Origin of the sequence: Luteitalea sp. (assembly GCF_044337415.1) — a bacterium.
Taxonomy (GTDB): domain Bacteria; phylum Acidobacteriota; class Vicinamibacteria; order Vicinamibacterales; family Vicinamibacteraceae; genus Luteitalea.
Genome location: NZ_JBIINP010000010.1, coordinates 20,896 through 35,033, shown reverse-complemented (window position 1 = coordinate 35,033; position 14,138 = coordinate 20,896). Strand labels below are relative to the sequence as shown.

10 protein-coding genes are annotated in these 14,138 nt (G+C 68.6%); 4 read left to right on the top strand and 6 right to left on the bottom strand.

All coding sequences use genetic code 11. The annotated features are described in order from the left end of the window. Positions 1–387: 387 nt before the first annotated feature. The 6 genes from ACIRDX_RS03535 to traF all read right to left on the bottom strand — a co-directional run bounded on the left by ACIRDX_RS03535 (position 388) and on the right by traF (position 9,396). Positions 388–1,830 (bottom strand): sigma-54-dependent transcriptional regulator, encoded by a 1,443-nt coding sequence (locus ACIRDX_RS03535; protein ID WP_396624016.1) that lies wholly within the window; start codon positions 1,828–1,830, stop codon positions 388–390. A 24-nt stretch (positions 1,831–1,854) separates the two neighbouring features. Next, positions 1,855–3,552, bottom strand: coding sequence for a nitrogen regulation protein NR(II) (locus ACIRDX_RS03530; RefSeq protein ID WP_396624015.1), 1,698 nt, complete (start codon positions 3,550–3,552; stop codon positions 1,855–1,857). Then, positions 3,553–4,761 carry a type II secretion system F family protein gene (locus ACIRDX_RS03525; RefSeq protein WP_396624014.1) on the bottom strand — a complete coding sequence of 403 codons (1,209 nt, stop codon included), beginning with the start codon at positions 4,759–4,761 and terminating at the stop codon, positions 3,553–3,555. Between the two features lie 139 nt (positions 4,762–4,900). After that, on the bottom strand, positions 4,901–6,028 hold the full coding sequence (locus ACIRDX_RS03520; protein WP_396624013.1) for a type IV pilus twitching motility protein PilT: 1,128 nt from the start codon (positions 6,026–6,028) through the stop codon (positions 4,901–4,903). Positions 6,029–6,443: 415 nt separating this feature from the next. Next, complete coding sequence (gene pilB, locus ACIRDX_RS03515) at positions 6,444–8,192, bottom strand: type IV-A pilus assembly ATPase PilB (RefSeq protein WP_396624012.1); 1,749 nt, start codon at positions 8,190–8,192, stop codon at positions 6,444–6,446. Positions 8,193–8,388: 196 nt separating this feature from the next. Next, entirely contained in the window at positions 8,389–9,396 is a 1,008-nt protein-coding gene (gene traF / locus ACIRDX_RS03510) for a conjugal transfer protein TraF (protein WP_396624011.1), read from the bottom strand. A gap of 140 nt (positions 9,397–9,536) precedes the next feature. On the opposite strand from traF, the gene ACIRDX_RS03505 reads away from it, so the two are divergent. Genes ACIRDX_RS03505 through ACIRDX_RS03490 form a run of 4 tightly spaced genes read left to right on the top strand, consistent with a single transcriptional unit; the run spans position 9,537 to position 14,128 of the window. After that, positions 9,537–10,262 (top strand): YIP1 family protein, encoded by a 726-nt coding sequence (locus ACIRDX_RS03505; RefSeq protein WP_396624010.1) that lies wholly within the window; start codon positions 9,537–9,539, stop codon positions 10,260–10,262. Then, the gene (locus tag ACIRDX_RS03500) at positions 10,259–11,608 is read left to right on the top strand and encodes an efflux RND transporter periplasmic adaptor subunit (protein WP_396624009.1); all 1,350 of its coding nucleotides are present in this window, start codon (positions 10,259–10,261) and stop codon (positions 11,606–11,608) included. Before ACIRDX_RS03505 ends, ACIRDX_RS03500 begins: the two co-directional genes overlap by 4 nt. Positions 11,609–11,619: 11 nt before the next feature. After that, positions 11,620–12,846 carry an ABC transporter permease gene (locus tag ACIRDX_RS03495; protein WP_396624008.1) on the top strand — a complete coding sequence of 409 codons (1,227 nt, stop codon included), beginning with the start codon at positions 11,620–11,622 and terminating at the stop codon, positions 12,844–12,846. A gap of 4 nt (positions 12,847–12,850) precedes the next feature. After that, positions 12,851–14,128 (top strand): ABC transporter permease, encoded by a 1,278-nt coding sequence (locus ACIRDX_RS03490; RefSeq protein ID WP_396624007.1) that lies wholly within the window; start codon positions 12,851–12,853, stop codon positions 14,126–14,128. Positions 14,129–14,138: the final 10 nt, after the last annotated feature.

The window sequence follows — 14,138 nt, the reverse complement described above, 5'->3', positions numbered from 1 at the left end:
TCCTGCGTGACCCCTGCGTGTGAGCCGCGGTCAGCGGCCCCGGAACCTTCGTGCCATTCGATAAAGCAAGCGCGGTGCCAGCAGGGCCCTGCACGCGGGATCGGCACAGATCCACCGAATTCCTGAGGTTTTGACGCACGAGGGCGTCGTCCGGCCGTCAGGGCCGCTTCCCGTACCGACGGCTGGGTGACCAATTGTGTCAGTACCGACAACTCACGTTACCGCGCAGCGCCATTAGTTGTCAGTCGGGAGCGCACGCCAGGGAGCGGGAGGGCGGAGGTGAGGCGGGGCCGGTGTCGACCAGGCGGCCCGCGATGGCGGCCCGTGTGAGGGCCCCCGCACCCGGTACCCGGCACCCGGTACCCGGTACCCGGTACCCAGCCGTTGCTAGAGGTTGTACTTCTTGGCGTAGTACCGGAACGAGCGGAAGCTCATGCCCAGCAGTTCGGCCGCCCGCATCTTCACGCCATCGGCGCGGCGGAGGGCCTCGGCCAGGTACTCCCGCTCCATGTCCTGGACGTGCCGCTCCAGGTCGAAGCCCTCGTCGGGGAAGAGCGGCGCTGGCGCAAGTGTCGCTCCCGCGTCAACGGTGGTCGACGCGGCGGCCACGGCAAGTGGCGCGACGCTGAGCAGGTGGTCGGGCAGGCTGGCCAGGGTGATGGCCGGCGAGGTCTCCAGCGCCACGGCCCGCTCGAGCACGTTCTCGAGCTCACGGATGTTGCCCGGCCACGGGTGGCGCAGCAGGGCGTCCATCGCCTCGGGCGTCAGGTCGGCGCCCGGGCGCCGCATGTCGCGAGCGAAGCGCGCGACGAAGTGGCGCGCGAGCACCGGGATGTCGTCGCGACGCTCACGGAGGGGCGGCAACGCCACCGGGATGACGTTGACGCGGTAGTACAGGTCCTCGCGGAACGTCCCGTCGGCCACCATCTTCGACAGGTCGCGGTTGGTGGCCGCGATGATCCGGATGTCGGCGGCCAGTTCGTCGTGCCCGCCGACGCGCCGGAAACGCCGTTCCTGCAGCACGCGCAGCAGCTTGACCTGCATCATCGGGCTCATCTCCCCGAGTTCGTCGAGGAAGATGGTGCCCTTCTCGGCCTGCTCGATGAGGCCGCGCGTGGTGGCCATGGCACCGGTGAACGCCCCCTTCTCGTGACCGAACAGCTCGGACTCGAGCAGGGTCTCGGTCAGGGCGCCGCAGTTGAGGGCGACGAACGGGCGATCGGCGCGTGGCGAGAGCCGGTGGATGGCGCGGGCCGCCATCTCCTTGCCCGTGCCCGACTCGCCGGTGATCAACACGGTGCTCGACGTGCCGGCGATCGCCTCGATCATGGCGAACACGCGCTGCATCGCCGGGCTGCGCCCGATCATGCTGTCGCGCGCGTGCGGCCGGCCGTCGTCGACCTGCCCCTCGCTTCCCGGCGCCTCGTCGGCAGCGGCAGGCGCCTGATCGCGGAAGTGTCGGCGCTCGAGCGCCTGCGCGACCACGCGCTTCATCTCCTCGACGTCGAACGGCTTGCTGATGTAATCGAGCGCGCCGGTGCGGAGCGCCTCGATGGCCGTCTGTGTCGACGAGAAGGCGGTCATGAGGATGCCCGGCAGGTCGAGCTGCAGGGTCTTGGCCTCACGCAACACGTCGATGCCGCTGCAGTCGGGCATCCGGATGTCGGAGATCAGGAGGTCGAAGGGACGCTGGCGCAACGCGGCGAGCGCCTGCGCGCCGTTCTCCGCGGCCACTACCTCGTATCCGTCGCGGGTGAGCATGATCGCGAGGAACTCGCGCATCGAACGCTCGTCGTCCACCAGCAGGATGCGTGCGGAAGGGTGAGTCATGGACCTGCGGTCTGACGCGCTGCGTCAGGCCCTCTGGAGTTCGGCCGCGCCGTGCGGCTGCGACACCGGCGCGGGGAGCACCACGGCGATCTCGGTGCCCTGCCCCGGCGTCGACGTGACGGTCACGCGGCCGCCGTGGTCGGTGACGATGCGACGGACAATGGCCAGGCCAAGGCCGCTTCCCTGCCTGAACCCGCTCTGGAACGGCTGGAACATCCGCTCGACTTCAGCCGGGGCCATGCCGATCCCGCCGTCGCGCACCCACAGGCGGGCCGCGCTGGCATCGTCGGAAGCGCCGCGGGCCACTCCGAGCACCAGCGTGCCGCCCTGGGGCATGGCCTTGAGCCCGTTGCTGGCGAGGTTCCACACCACCTGTCGCACCTGCGCCTCGTCGACGTCATGGTAGACCGGTTCGGGCAGGTCGAGGCGGACCTCGAGGGGCGGGGTGGCGCCCGACACCTGCTGTCGCAGGAGCGCGCCGACCTCACGCACCAGTGCCGCGACGTCGACGCGCGCGCGGGTCACGCGCTGCGGGCCGGCGTACGAGAGGAAGTTCTTGATGATGTCGTTGAGGCGCTGCGACTCGCGCATGACGATGTCGAGCAGCGTCGCCTGGTCGTCGCGCAGGCTCAACTCGCCGCGCAGCAACTGGATCGAGCCGCTCATCGACGCCAGCGGGTTCCGGATCTCGTGGGCGATGCCCGCGGCCATCTCGCCGACTGCCGCCAGTCGTTCCTGCCGCTGGCGTTCGGCCTCGCGCTGGTTGATCAGCGTGACGTCCTGGAACGTCACGAGCTGGCCGGCGCGCTGGCCGGCCTCGCCGAGCAGCGGCGCCAGCGTGGCGCCCAGTTCGAGGACGGTGCCGTCCTGCCGCGTGAAGGGAATGGTGACGCGTTCGGGAGCGTCGGCGTCGGGCACCGGCGGCAGCGGCAGCACCAGGCCGAGGGGCTGCCCGAGGACCTGCTCGGCAAGCCGCCCGGTGATGGCCTCGGCGGTGCGGTTGAAGAGCACGACCTGCCCCTGCGCATCGGTGACCACCAGGCCGCCGGCGAGGCTGTCGATCACGCGCTGGCTGAGGGTCGTGAGGTCGGCCAGGCTGCTGGTGGCACGGGCCAGGTCGGCGCCGGTCCGCGTCAGCGACTCGGAGAGGTGCCCCACGAGCAGTGCCGTCGCCACCACCCCGCCGATGTTGGCGATCACGGTGTACACGCCGAGCGCGAGGGGCGGCAGCCGGCCGTGCCGCAGCGGATCGCTCATCGGCGCGGGCACGGACAGCCACTCGTACTGCACCGCCGCCATCAGCAGGATGCCGGTGGCGATGACGGCCGAGGTCTGCAGGCCGGCGCGTCGACCGCCCAGCACGCTCGCGGCGAGGGTGGGCAGCAGCAGCAGCGGCGTGTAGGAACTGAGCAGGCCTCCCGTGCTCCACACGACGGCGAGCACGATGGCGGCGTCGGCGGCCGACTGCAGCGCCAGCGCACGCGCCGACATGCCGGCGCCCACCAGCAGGCCCCAGGCGCTGCCGGCCAGCGGCACGAGCGGCAGCAGCGCCAGCCACGCGGCCTGCCGCAGGTGCCCCTGCCCCGCCGTGAAGGCCGCGAGCGGCGCCAGCAGCGAGACGGCGACGAGGGCCCGCAGGCCAGCGAGCCAGGACAGCGCCGCGCGCCGTGGCCGGAACCACGGCGCGGAAGAGGGCGCGTCCGCCGGGGGCGGCGTGCGCATCTAGGTCAGCTTCGAGATGAGGTCGAAGATCGGCAGGTACATGGAGATCACGATGCCGCCGACGACGACGCCGAGGAACGAGATCATGATGGGCTCGATCAGGGTGAGCAGGCCGGCCACCGCCGTGTCGACTTCGTCTTCGTAGAAGTCGGCGATCTTGGCCAGCATCATGTCGAGGGCGCCGGTCGCCTCGCCGACGCCGATCATCTGCGTGACCATCGCCGGGAACACCTTCGTGTCCTGCAGCGGCTTGGAGACGGTCTCGCCGCGCTCGATGCTCGCGCGGGTCTCCATGATGGCGTCCTCGATGATGGCGTTGCCGGCCGTGCGGGCGGTGATCTCGAGCCCGTCGAGCAGCGGCACACCGGAGCTCATGAGCGTCGACAGCGTGCGGCAGAAGCGCGCCACCGCGACCTTGCGGAGGATGAGGCCGAGAATCGGCAGGCGGAGCAGCAACCGGTCGATGACGTGGCGGCCGTTGTTGGTCCGATAGTAGGTGCGGACCGCGAACGCCACCGCGGCCAGGCCCATGATGATGAACGGGCCGTAGGTCACCAGGCCGTTGCTCATCGCGATGACGATGCGCGTGGGGAGCGGCAGCGTGGCTCCCAGGCCCGCGAACATCTGCGCGAAGGTCGGGATCACCTTCCACAGGATCACGCTGACCACCAGCGCGGCGATCACGATCACCGCCACCGGATAGATCATGGCGGACTTGACCTGCGAGATGAGCTTGACGTTCTTCTCGATGTAGGTCGCCAGGCGCTTCAGGATCGTGTCGAGGATGCCGCCCGCCTCGCCGGCCTGGATCATGTTGGTGAACAGGGCGTCGAAGGTGCGCGGGTGCTTGCGCATGGCCTCGGCCAGCGACATGCCGCTCTCGACGTCCTCGCGCGTCTTGAGGATGGTCGCGGCGAAGCCCTTGTGCGGCTCCTGGCGCCCGAGGATGTCGAGGCACTGCACCAGCGGCAGGCCCGCGTCGATCATCACGCTGAACTGCCGCGTGAAGATGGCCAGGCTCTTGGGCGGCACCTTGCCGCCGGCCCGGGCGCCGGCCCGCGCCGCCTTCACCTTCACCGGGTCGATGCGCGTGATCAGGATCTGCTCGCGACGCAGCGCCGCCACCGCGGCCTCGAGCGACTCGGCCTGCCGCTCGCCGTTGACCGTCTCGCCGGCCCTGGTCCGTCCGGAAAATGCAAACGCCTGCATCAGTTCACCCTCTCAACGTCCTGGAAGATCCGGGTACCGGGTACCGGGTGCCGGGTGCCGGGTTCGATGGCCTCATGTGTCGGTGTGGCGAGAACGGGCTCGACATCCCGGCATCGCAGCATCGCGGCATTGGTCGTCCCTACCGCCTGACCGGCACGCCGGGCATGCCGGGCCGGTTCATGCCGGCGCCCGGCACGATGCCGCTGCCGCGCTGAATCATTTCCTGCAGCTCTTCCTTCATCGACGAGGCGGACATGGCCGTCTCCAGCGTGATCTGGCGCGCCATGTACAGCGAGGCCAGCGACTGGTTCATCGTCTGCATCCCGAGCTTCTCCTGCCCGGCCTGCATCATCGAGTAGATCTGGTGCACCTTGTCGTCGCGAATCAGGTTCCGGATGGCGGGCGTCGGCACGAGAATCTCGAGCGAGACGACGCGGCCAGGGGCGTTGGCGCGGCGCAGGAGCGACTGACAGACGATGCCCTCGAGCACGAGCGAGAGCTGGGTGCGGATCTGGGACTGCTGGTGTGCCGGGAAGACGTCGATGATGCGGTTGATTGTCTGCGAGGCGGAGTTGGTGTGCAGGGTCGCGAAGGTGAGGTGGCCCGTCTCCGCGATGCGCAGCGCCGACTCGATGGTCTCGAGATCGCGCATCTCGCCGATGAGCACCACGTCGGGATCCTCGCGGAGCGCGGCGCGCAGCGCCAGGCCGAAGCCCTGCGTGTCGCTGTGGACCTCGCGCTGGTTCACCAGGCAGCCCTTGTGCTGGTGGATGTACTCGATCGGATCCTCGATCGTCAGGATGTGCTCGTTGCGCTCGGTGTTGATCTTGTCGATCATCGCCGCCAGCGTCGTCGACTTGCCGCTGCCGGTCGGGCCGGTCACCAGCACGAGCCCGCGCGGCCGCTCCGACAGCTTGGCGAGGATGGGCGGCAGGTTCAGTTCCTGGAAGCCGCGGACCTTCTCGGGGATCAACCGATAGACCGAGGCGACGGCGCCCCGCTGGTTGAAGATGTTGCAGCGGAAGCGCCCGACGCCACGGATGCCGAAGGAGAAGTCGAGTTCCTGCGTCTCCTCGAACCGCTTCTTCTGCGCGTCGGTGCACACGCTGTACGCGAGCTGCTTGGTCTCGGGCGCGGTGAGGGCGGGCAGCTTGAGGGGCACGAGCTTGCCGTGCACGCGCACCGTCGGCGGCGCGCTCGTCGTGAGGTGGAGGTCGGAGCCGTCGAGCTCCACCGTCGTCTTCAGCAGTTCGGGCAGTGTCGCCATTGGTCTGTCTGGTGCCGCGCGCCGGGCCCGCGGTCGGCCGCGGTCAAGGGTCTGCGGTCCCGGCACATCCGGCCGCGGACCGCGTGTGGACGCTGCGCGCGCCGGCCCGCTAATCGGCAGGCCGACGGGTCGCGTGAACGCCCGATCCCGGCTGACTGCAACCTCGACGCCAGAAAACGTCACCCCCGGGCCTCCACGGGTGGAAATCAGGCAAGTGGCGTCGAGTCAGTGGCTTGCGGACGTCTGGCGAGATGGACGCCGGGCAGCGCCACTGACCGAAGTGCGGGAATTGCGTACCGGGCCTGACGGTGGGGCGACAGTTTTGGGAATCGGGGAGCGGGAAGCGGGTCACGGGAAGCGCCGCTCCCTGCTCCCCGATACCCGATACCCGCTACCCGATACCCGCTACCCGGTGCTACTTCACCGTCTCCCGCGTGACCTCTTCCGTCGTGGTCACGCCTTCCTTGACCTTGAGCAGGCCGCTCTGGCGGAGGGTGATCATCCCTTCCTCGATGCCCTTGCGCCGGAGATCGAGGGCGGAGGCGCCGGTCAGGATCAGCTCGCGCATCTGGTCGGTGACTTCGAGGACCTCGTAGAGGCCGACGCGTCCCTTGTAGCCGGTGCGGTTGCAGGTGTCGCAGCCCTGGCCCTTCATGGGCACGACGACCTGGGCGTCCTCGGGGGAGAAGCCGATGTCGATGAGCGCCTGGGGCGGCACCGGATGCGGCACCTTGCACTTGGCGCACACCCGGCGGACGAGGCGCTGGGCGCAGATCAGGTTCACCGAGCTGGCCACGAGGAAGGGCTCGATGCCCATGTTCATCAGGCGGCTCACGGTGCTCGGCGCGTCGTTGGTGTGCAGGGTGGAGAGCACCAGGTGGCCGGTGAGGGCGGCCTTGACGGCGATCTCGGCCGTCTCGAAGTCGCGGATCTCGCCGACCAGGATGATGTTGGGGTCCTGCCGCAGGAACGAGCGGAGCGCGGCCGCGAAGGTGAGGCCGATGCTCTCGCGCACGTTCACCTGGTTGACGCCCGCGAGGTTGAACTCGACGGGGTCCTCGGCGGTCATGATGTTGGTCTCGAGCGTGTTGAGCTGCGAGATCGCCGAGTAGAGCGTGTTGGTCTTGCCGCTGCCGGTCGGGCCGGTGACCAGCACCATGCCCCAGGGCTTCTCGATCTGCGTCTTGAACTTCGACAACGAGCTGGCCTCGAACCCCAGCTTGGTCATGTCCAGCATCAGCTTGTCCTTGTCGAGGAGGCGGAGCACCACCTTCTCGCCGAACAGCGTGGGCAGGCAGGAGACGCGGAAGTCGATCTCCTTGCTGTGGCCCTGGTCGTTGATGCGGATCTTGATGCGCCCGTCCTGCGGGAGGCGCTTCTCGGCGATGTCGAGCTTGGCCATGATCTTCAGGCGCGAGATGATCGCGTCCCTGAACTTCATGGGCGGGTTCATGACGTTGTAGAGGATGCCGTCGACGCGGAACCGGATGCGGAACTCGCGCTCGTACGGCTCGATGTGGATGTCGCTGGCGCCCTTCTGGATGCTCGACGTGAGCACCATGTTGACCATGCGGATGACCGGCGCCTCGCCGGTCTGCTTCTCGAGCGCCGCAACGTCGATTTCCTCGAGGTCGTCGAGCACCTCGACGGCGTCGTTGTTGGCGTCGGCCGCCTGCTGGGCATCCTCGAGGGCGCGGTTGGCGAGCTCGAGCGTGTTGGGCAACGCCGAGGCGCGCGTCGGCGTCGCGTAGTACTTCTGCAGTGCGTCGCCGACGGCCTGCTCGGAGGCGACCACCGGCTCGACGTTGTAGCCCGTCATGAACTTGATGTCGTCCATGGCGAACACGTTGGTCGGGTCGGTCATCGCCAGCGTGAGCGTGGCGCCGGCGCGGCTGAGCGGGACGACCTGGTACTTCTGGGCGGTCTCGGCGGGAATCAGCTTGACGACGGCGGGGTCGATCTCGAACTTGCCGAGATCGATGGACGGCACCCCGTACTGGCGGCTCAGCAGCGCGGTGATCTCCTCATCGCGCACGAAGCCCAGCTTCACGAGGTTCAACGCCAGCTTGCCGCCGTTGGCCTTCTGGTAGCCCAGGGCCTCCTGCAGCTGCGTGGGCGTGATCTTCTTCTCCTTCAGCAGGAGCTCGCCGATTCTGACCGCCATGTTCCCCTGACGAGATGATGCACCCTGTCGAGCACCCGGTGGGACAACCGTGTGCCGGCCCGGGCCTGGGAGCCCGGACGCAGGAGGCCCTCTCCGCCAAGGCAATCGGCACGGGCCCTGCAGAAACTTAGGCGGGGCGGCACAACCAACTCAAGAACTCAAAATTCAGGATTCAGAATGAAGGGAGGCGGCGCCGCTAGAACACCACGCGCACGCCGAGCCCGAATCCGTCAGACGCCGCCTGGTCGAGCCCGACGGCCACGTAGCCGTCCGCGAAGATCCCACTGCGGACCGCCACGCTGCCCCCGGCGGTCAGGGTCGGCCTGGCCTCGCCGGCCGTGCTCATCCGGACGCCCCCACGGACGGCCGCCTTCCCCTGCCGGAACCGCTGTTCGATGCCCGCCGCCAGCGACCGCAGGTCTCCGGTGACATCCGGGGACCGTGTCAGATCGGCGTCCAGGGACACCAGGAGGGTGTCGGTCGCCCGGAGCGCGGCGCCGGCCCGCACCTGGCGGGTCAGGCTGGCGCGGGCGCCGTCCTCCGCCTCGAACTCCGGCTCGAACAGGTTGCGCACGGTCAGCCCGAGCTTCACCCGTCGCAGGTCGGCCATCACCCCGGCATCGACGTCGGCGCGATGGCTCCCGCGGGTGGGCAGGTCTCCCGCCAGGTCGAGCGGGTCGCCCGGCACCGGCGCGACGAGGGCCGACCCGGCCGATCCGTACACGTACTTGATCGTCGCCCCCACGTGCAGCCCGGACACGATCGACTGGAGGACGTTGACGCCGACGTGTGTGGTGGTGAGGCGCGTGAGGGCGGCAGGTGCGCCGGCCGGGGCCGTACCTCCCACGCCCGGAGTCCGGGCCGCCACCGACGTCAGGCGATAGAACGTGGCCCCGACGGGCCAGGTGCCGAGCGCAACCAGGGTGCCGCTGCGGAGGCCCTGCCCCTCACGGGCGGGCCCGGTCGGGAGCGGGGCGTCCTCGACCGTGGCGCGGTTGTACTCCACGACCGCCGAGAACAGATCCCCCGTCACCAGGCCCGCAGGGTTCCAGTAGGTCGCCGAGGCGTCGTCGGCCACGGCCACGAAGGCGCCCCCCATCCCGAGGGCGCGCAATCCGACGGCCTCCATGCCCTGTGCGGCCGCCGGACGGGCGTTCGGGCCCACGAGGAGGCACCCCAGCAGGAACAGGCGGCCGACGGTCATCTGGTGAGTGTAACGGACCGGGGTGTCCGCTTCCGAACATCCATCACATGGGTTGCGTACTATACGCGTGACGCCCAAGCTCCCTTGGACGACACGCCGTGTCGCGGGGTGCATCCGGTTCGTCCCGGCTCAGTTTGTCCATGTCCACCGCATCCTCGTCTCCGGCGGCCCCGCCGCTTTCCTTCGTCCAGCGCGTCATCGGCGTGGTCGTCTCCCCGGGGGAGACCATGGCCCGCATCGCCGCCGCGCCGCGCTGGGTCGACGTACTGGTCTTCACGACGGTCCTGGTGGCCGCCGGCTTCGCGGCGTTCCTGTCGTCGGACGTCGGCAAGGCGGCCTACGTGGACCAGGCCGTCGCCAGCATCGAGTCGTTCGGGCGGACGGTGAACGCCGACATCTACGCGGCACTGCAGAAGCAGGCGACGATCGCGGCGTGGATCCAGGGCGGGACCATCCTGTTCTTCTCGCCCATCGTGGCCGCCGCCATCGCCGGCATCCTGTACGGGGTGTTCACGGTGCTGGGCGGCGAGGCGCAGTACAAGCAGGTCCTCGCGGTGGTCGCGCACGCGGGGGTCATCAGCCTGCTGCAGCAGGTGTTCTCGCTGCCCATGAACTACATGCGGCAGACGATGAGCAGTGCGACGAACCTGGCGGTGTTCTTCCCGGATCTGGCCGAGGGCTCCTTCGTGGCCTCGGTGCTGGGGTTCATCGACCTGTTCTGGATCTGGTACCTCGTCGTGCTCGCCATCGGCCTGGCGGCGGTCTATCGCCGCCGCTGGACCTCGGTGGCCGGCGGGTTGTTCGTGGTGTACGTGGTCATGGGCCTGGCCATTGCGGCCATCAAGGCCGTCCTGGGGGGAAGATGAAACGTTCGACCAAGCGGTGGCTCGGCGCCGCCGTGGTGCTGGCGATCGTGGCCGGCCTGGCCTACGCCAACTTCGCGTTCCGCAAGAAGACGGGCAAGGAGGTCACGGTCGAGGCGATTCAGGCCCGTGATCTCGTGCAGATCGTGTCCGCGTCCGGGAAGATCCAGGCCAAGCGGACGGTCAACATCAGTGCGGACAACATGGGCCGCGTGACCCAGCTCTCCGTGGAGGAGGGCGACCGGGTCAAGCGGGGCCAGTTCCTGATGCAGATCGACCCGCGCAACCTGGCGTCGGCCGTGCAGTCGGGCGAGGCCGGGCAGCAGGCGGCGCGCTCGCAGCTGGAGCAGCAGCGTCTGTCGATCGTGACGGCGCGCGAGACGCTGTCGCTGGCGCGCGAGGAACTGAAGCGCCAGGAAGAGCTCTGGGCGCAGCAGCTCACCACCAAGCAGGCGCTCGATCAGGCGCGCAACGCCGTGACCGTGCGGGAGGCGGAACTCCGCCAGCGCGAACAGGACATCAAGACACAGGATCAGCGCATCCGCCAGGAAGGTGCCGCGCTGAACCAGGCGCAGTACAACCTGAGCCGGGCGCGCATCGAGTCGCCGATCGACGGCATCGTCTCCCGCCGCAACATCGAGGAGGGCGAGACGGTGGTCATCGGCACGATGAACAACGCCGGCACGGTGTTGCTGACGATCGCCGACATGTCGATCATCGAGGCCGAGGTCGAGGTGGACGAGACCGACATCCCCTCGGTGCGCCTCGGCCAGGTGGCCAAGGTGACCATCGACGCGCTGCCGGGCAAGGAATACACGGGCAAGGTCACCGAGATCGGCAACAGCCCGATCCAGGCGACGGGTGCCGCCAGCGCCGGGCAGGCCGCGACGAACTTCAAGGTCACCGTGCAGCTCGACCAGACGATCGACGAAGTGCGCCCGGGCTTCACCTGCTCGGCCGAGATCGAGACGGCCACGCGCAGCAAGGCCGTCGCCGTGCCCATCCAGGCGATGGCCGTGCGCGACCTCGTGTACGACAAGGCGGGCGCCATCGTCCGGCCGCCCAAGCAGGACGCCAAGGCCAAGAAGTCGCCGACGCCGGCCACGCCCACCGAGCTGCCCGAGGGGCAGACCCGCAAGGAGACCGAGGGCGTGTTCGTGATGCGCGACAAGAACACCGAGTTCATCCCGGTGCGCACCGGGATCGCCGGCGAGCGCTACTTCGAGGTGCTGTCGGGCATCAAGATCGGCGACAAGGTCATCACCGGGCCCTTCAACTCGGTGCGCGACCTGCAGGATGGCGACGAAGTGCGCCTGGCCGAGTCGGACGCCGCCAAGAAGAAGTCGTAAGCCGGATCCTCATGAACAAGTTCCTCGACGCGGTCGCCCTCGCCCTCTCGTCGATCTGGGCCAACAAGCTCCGGTCGTTCATGATGGTGCTCGGCAACGTGGTGGCGGTGACCTCGATCATCGCCGTGGTCTCGCTCATCCAGGGGATGAACGGGTACGTCGCCGAGTCGATCGTGCAGGAAGTCGGCGTCGGGACGTTCCAGATTGCCCGGGTGGGCGTGATCACGAACGAGGAAGAGGAAGAGGAGGCGCGCCGGCGCAACCCCGACGTGTCGTTGGTGGACCTGCGGGCGATCAAGGGCATCGGCGGCAACATCGACGCGGTCATGGCGCAGTCCAACAGCCAGGCCAACGTCACGTTCCGCAGCGAGACGCTCGAGAACGTCGGCATCCGCGGCGTCTCGGCCGACTACGACCAGTTCGGTGGCTACGAAGCCGAGCGCGGCCGCACGATCAGCCGCATCGAGATCCAGCGGTCACGCCCGCTGGCCTACATCGGCATGGAGACGGCCGACAAGCTGTTCAAGGGCCGCAACCCCATCGACCAGACCATCATGGTCAACGGCGTGCACTTCCGGGTCGTGGGCGTCAACGAGAAGAAGGGCAGCCTGTTCGGCAACTCACAGGACGACTTCGTGCTGATCCCGCTCGGATCCTTCCAGAAGATGTTCGGGTCGCGCCGGAGCTTCGAGATCACGGTCAAGCCCGTCGATCCGTCGCTGGTGCCGCAGGCCATGGAGGAAGCGCGCATCGCGCTGCGCACCTCCCGCAAGCTCCGCCCGCGCGACAAGGACAACTTCGGGATCGTCACGTCGGACACCTTCATGGCGCTCTGGCAGAGCTTCAGTCAGGGGGCCTTCGCCGTGCTGATCGGCCTGGTCTCACTGTCGCTGCTGGTCGGCGGCATCGTGATCATGAACATCATGCTGATGGTGGTGAGCGAGCGGACGCGCGAGATCGGCCTGCGCAAGGCGCTCGGGGCCCGGCGCCGCGACATCGTGTGGCAGGTGCTCACCGAGTCGACGACGCTCTCGGTCGTCGGGGGCATGATCGGCACGTTCCTGGGCTTCGTGGTGGCCTGGCTGGTCGCCTACTTCTCGCCCATCCCGGCCAAGATCGAGCTGTGGGCCGTGGTGATGGGCATCAGCATCACGGCCTTCGTCGGCGTGTTCTTCGGCCTCTATCCCGCGATTCGCGCCTCCAAGCTCGATCCCATCGAAGCCCTGAGGCGGGAGTAGACCCGTGGCCATTCGCGTCGGCATGCTCTGGGAAATCCTCCGTATCGCGCTCGACACCCTGCGCGCCAACAAGCTGCGCTCGGCGCTCACGATCCTCGGCGTCGTCATCGGCGTGATGTCGATCGTCGCGATGACGGCGCTGATCACCGGGTTCGGCAATTCGCTCGAGAACCAGATCAGGGCCTTCGGCAGCAACACGGTCTTCGTGCAGAAGCTGGGCTTCCAGAGCTTCTCGAGCGGCCGAAGCTTCCTCGAGCTGATCAAGCGGCCGAACCTGACCAACGACGATGCCAAGGCGGTGGCCGAGTCGCCGCTGGTCAGCGACGTCGGCCTGCAGTTGGGCGGCAACGGGCCCTTCGCCGCCATCGAGCGCATGTCGTTCGGCGGCCAGGGCACCAAGCCGTTCGCGGTGATCGGCGCGACGTCCAATTTCGGCGAGCTGAACTTCATCCCGTTCCTGGCGGGTCGGTTCTTCGGCGATTTCGAGGTCCAGAACAGGCGCAACGTCATCGTGCTCGGCTACTCGCCTGCCGAGGCGCTGTTCCTGACGCGCGGCATCGACCCGATCGGCAAGGTCATCCGCGTCGGCCGCGACTCCTACACCGTGGTCGGCGTGATGGACAAGCGCCCGGCCGCACTCGGGGACGCCAACGGTTTCGCGGTCATCCCCTGGACGACCTACGAGAAGCGCTACCCGACGCCGCGGCTGCGCGGCATCCTGTTCCGCCCGCTCACGCTCGTGGTCTCGGCGGCCGAGGGCGTCAACGTGGATCAGTTGCGCACCGAGATCGAAACGATCATGCGCACCCGGCACCGGCTGAAGCTCGGTGAGGAGAACGATTTCGACACGGTGACCGCCGACTTCATCGTCGGGTTCCTGCGCCAGTTCACCCAGGCTGTCGTGCTCGCGCTGTTCGTCATCTCGTCGATCGCACTCATGGTGGGGGGCATCGGCGTGATGGCCATCATGACCATCTCGGTCACCGAGCGGACGCGCGAGATTGGCGTGCGAAAGGCCCTCGGCGCGCGCCGCCGCGAGATCCTCGTGCAGTTCCTCATCGAGGCGGTGTTCCTGACGATGCTCGGGGGACTGCTGGGGATCCTGCTCGGCGCCGGCATCGGGTATGCCGTCAACGTCTTCGCCGGCTTCCCCGTGGCGCTGCCTTTCTGGTCGTTCGCCCTCGGCGTCGGCTTCTCGGCCACCGTCGGCATCCTCTTCGGCATGCTGCCGGCCATCAAGGCCGCCAAGCTCGACCCGATCGAGGCGCTCAGGTACGAGTAGGCGGGGCTCG

Coding starts and splice junctions, on each gene's coding strand:
- ACIRDX_RS03520 (WP_396624013.1), bottom strand. CDS start 6,028: ATGGCGACACTGCCCGAACTGCTGAAGACGACGGTGGAGCTCGACGGC.
- pilB (WP_396624012.1), bottom strand. CDS start 8,192: ATGGCGGTCAGAATCGGCGAGCTCCTGCTGAAGGAGAAGAAGATCACG.
- ACIRDX_RS03505 (WP_396624010.1), top strand. CDS start 9,537: ATGTCCACCGCATCCTCGTCTCCGGCGGCCCCGCCGCTTTCCTTCGTC.
- ACIRDX_RS03525 (WP_396624014.1), bottom strand. CDS start 4,761: ATGCAGGCGTTTGCATTTTCCGGACGGACCAGGGCCGGCGAGACGGTC.
- ACIRDX_RS03530 (WP_396624015.1), bottom strand. CDS start 3,552: ATGCGCACGCCGCCCCCGGCGGACGCGCCCTCTTCCGCGCCGTGGTTC.
- traF (WP_396624011.1), bottom strand. CDS start 9,396: ATGACCGTCGGCCGCCTGTTCCTGCTGGGGTGCCTCCTCGTGGGCCCG.
- ACIRDX_RS03495 (WP_396624008.1), top strand. CDS start 11,620: ATGAACAAGTTCCTCGACGCGGTCGCCCTCGCCCTCTCGTCGATCTGG.
- ACIRDX_RS03500 (WP_396624009.1), top strand. CDS start 10,259: ATGAAACGTTCGACCAAGCGGTGGCTCGGCGCCGCCGTGGTGCTGGCG.
- ACIRDX_RS03535 (WP_396624016.1), bottom strand. CDS start 1,830: ATGACTCACCCTTCCGCACGCATCCTGCTGGTGGACGACGAGCGTTCG.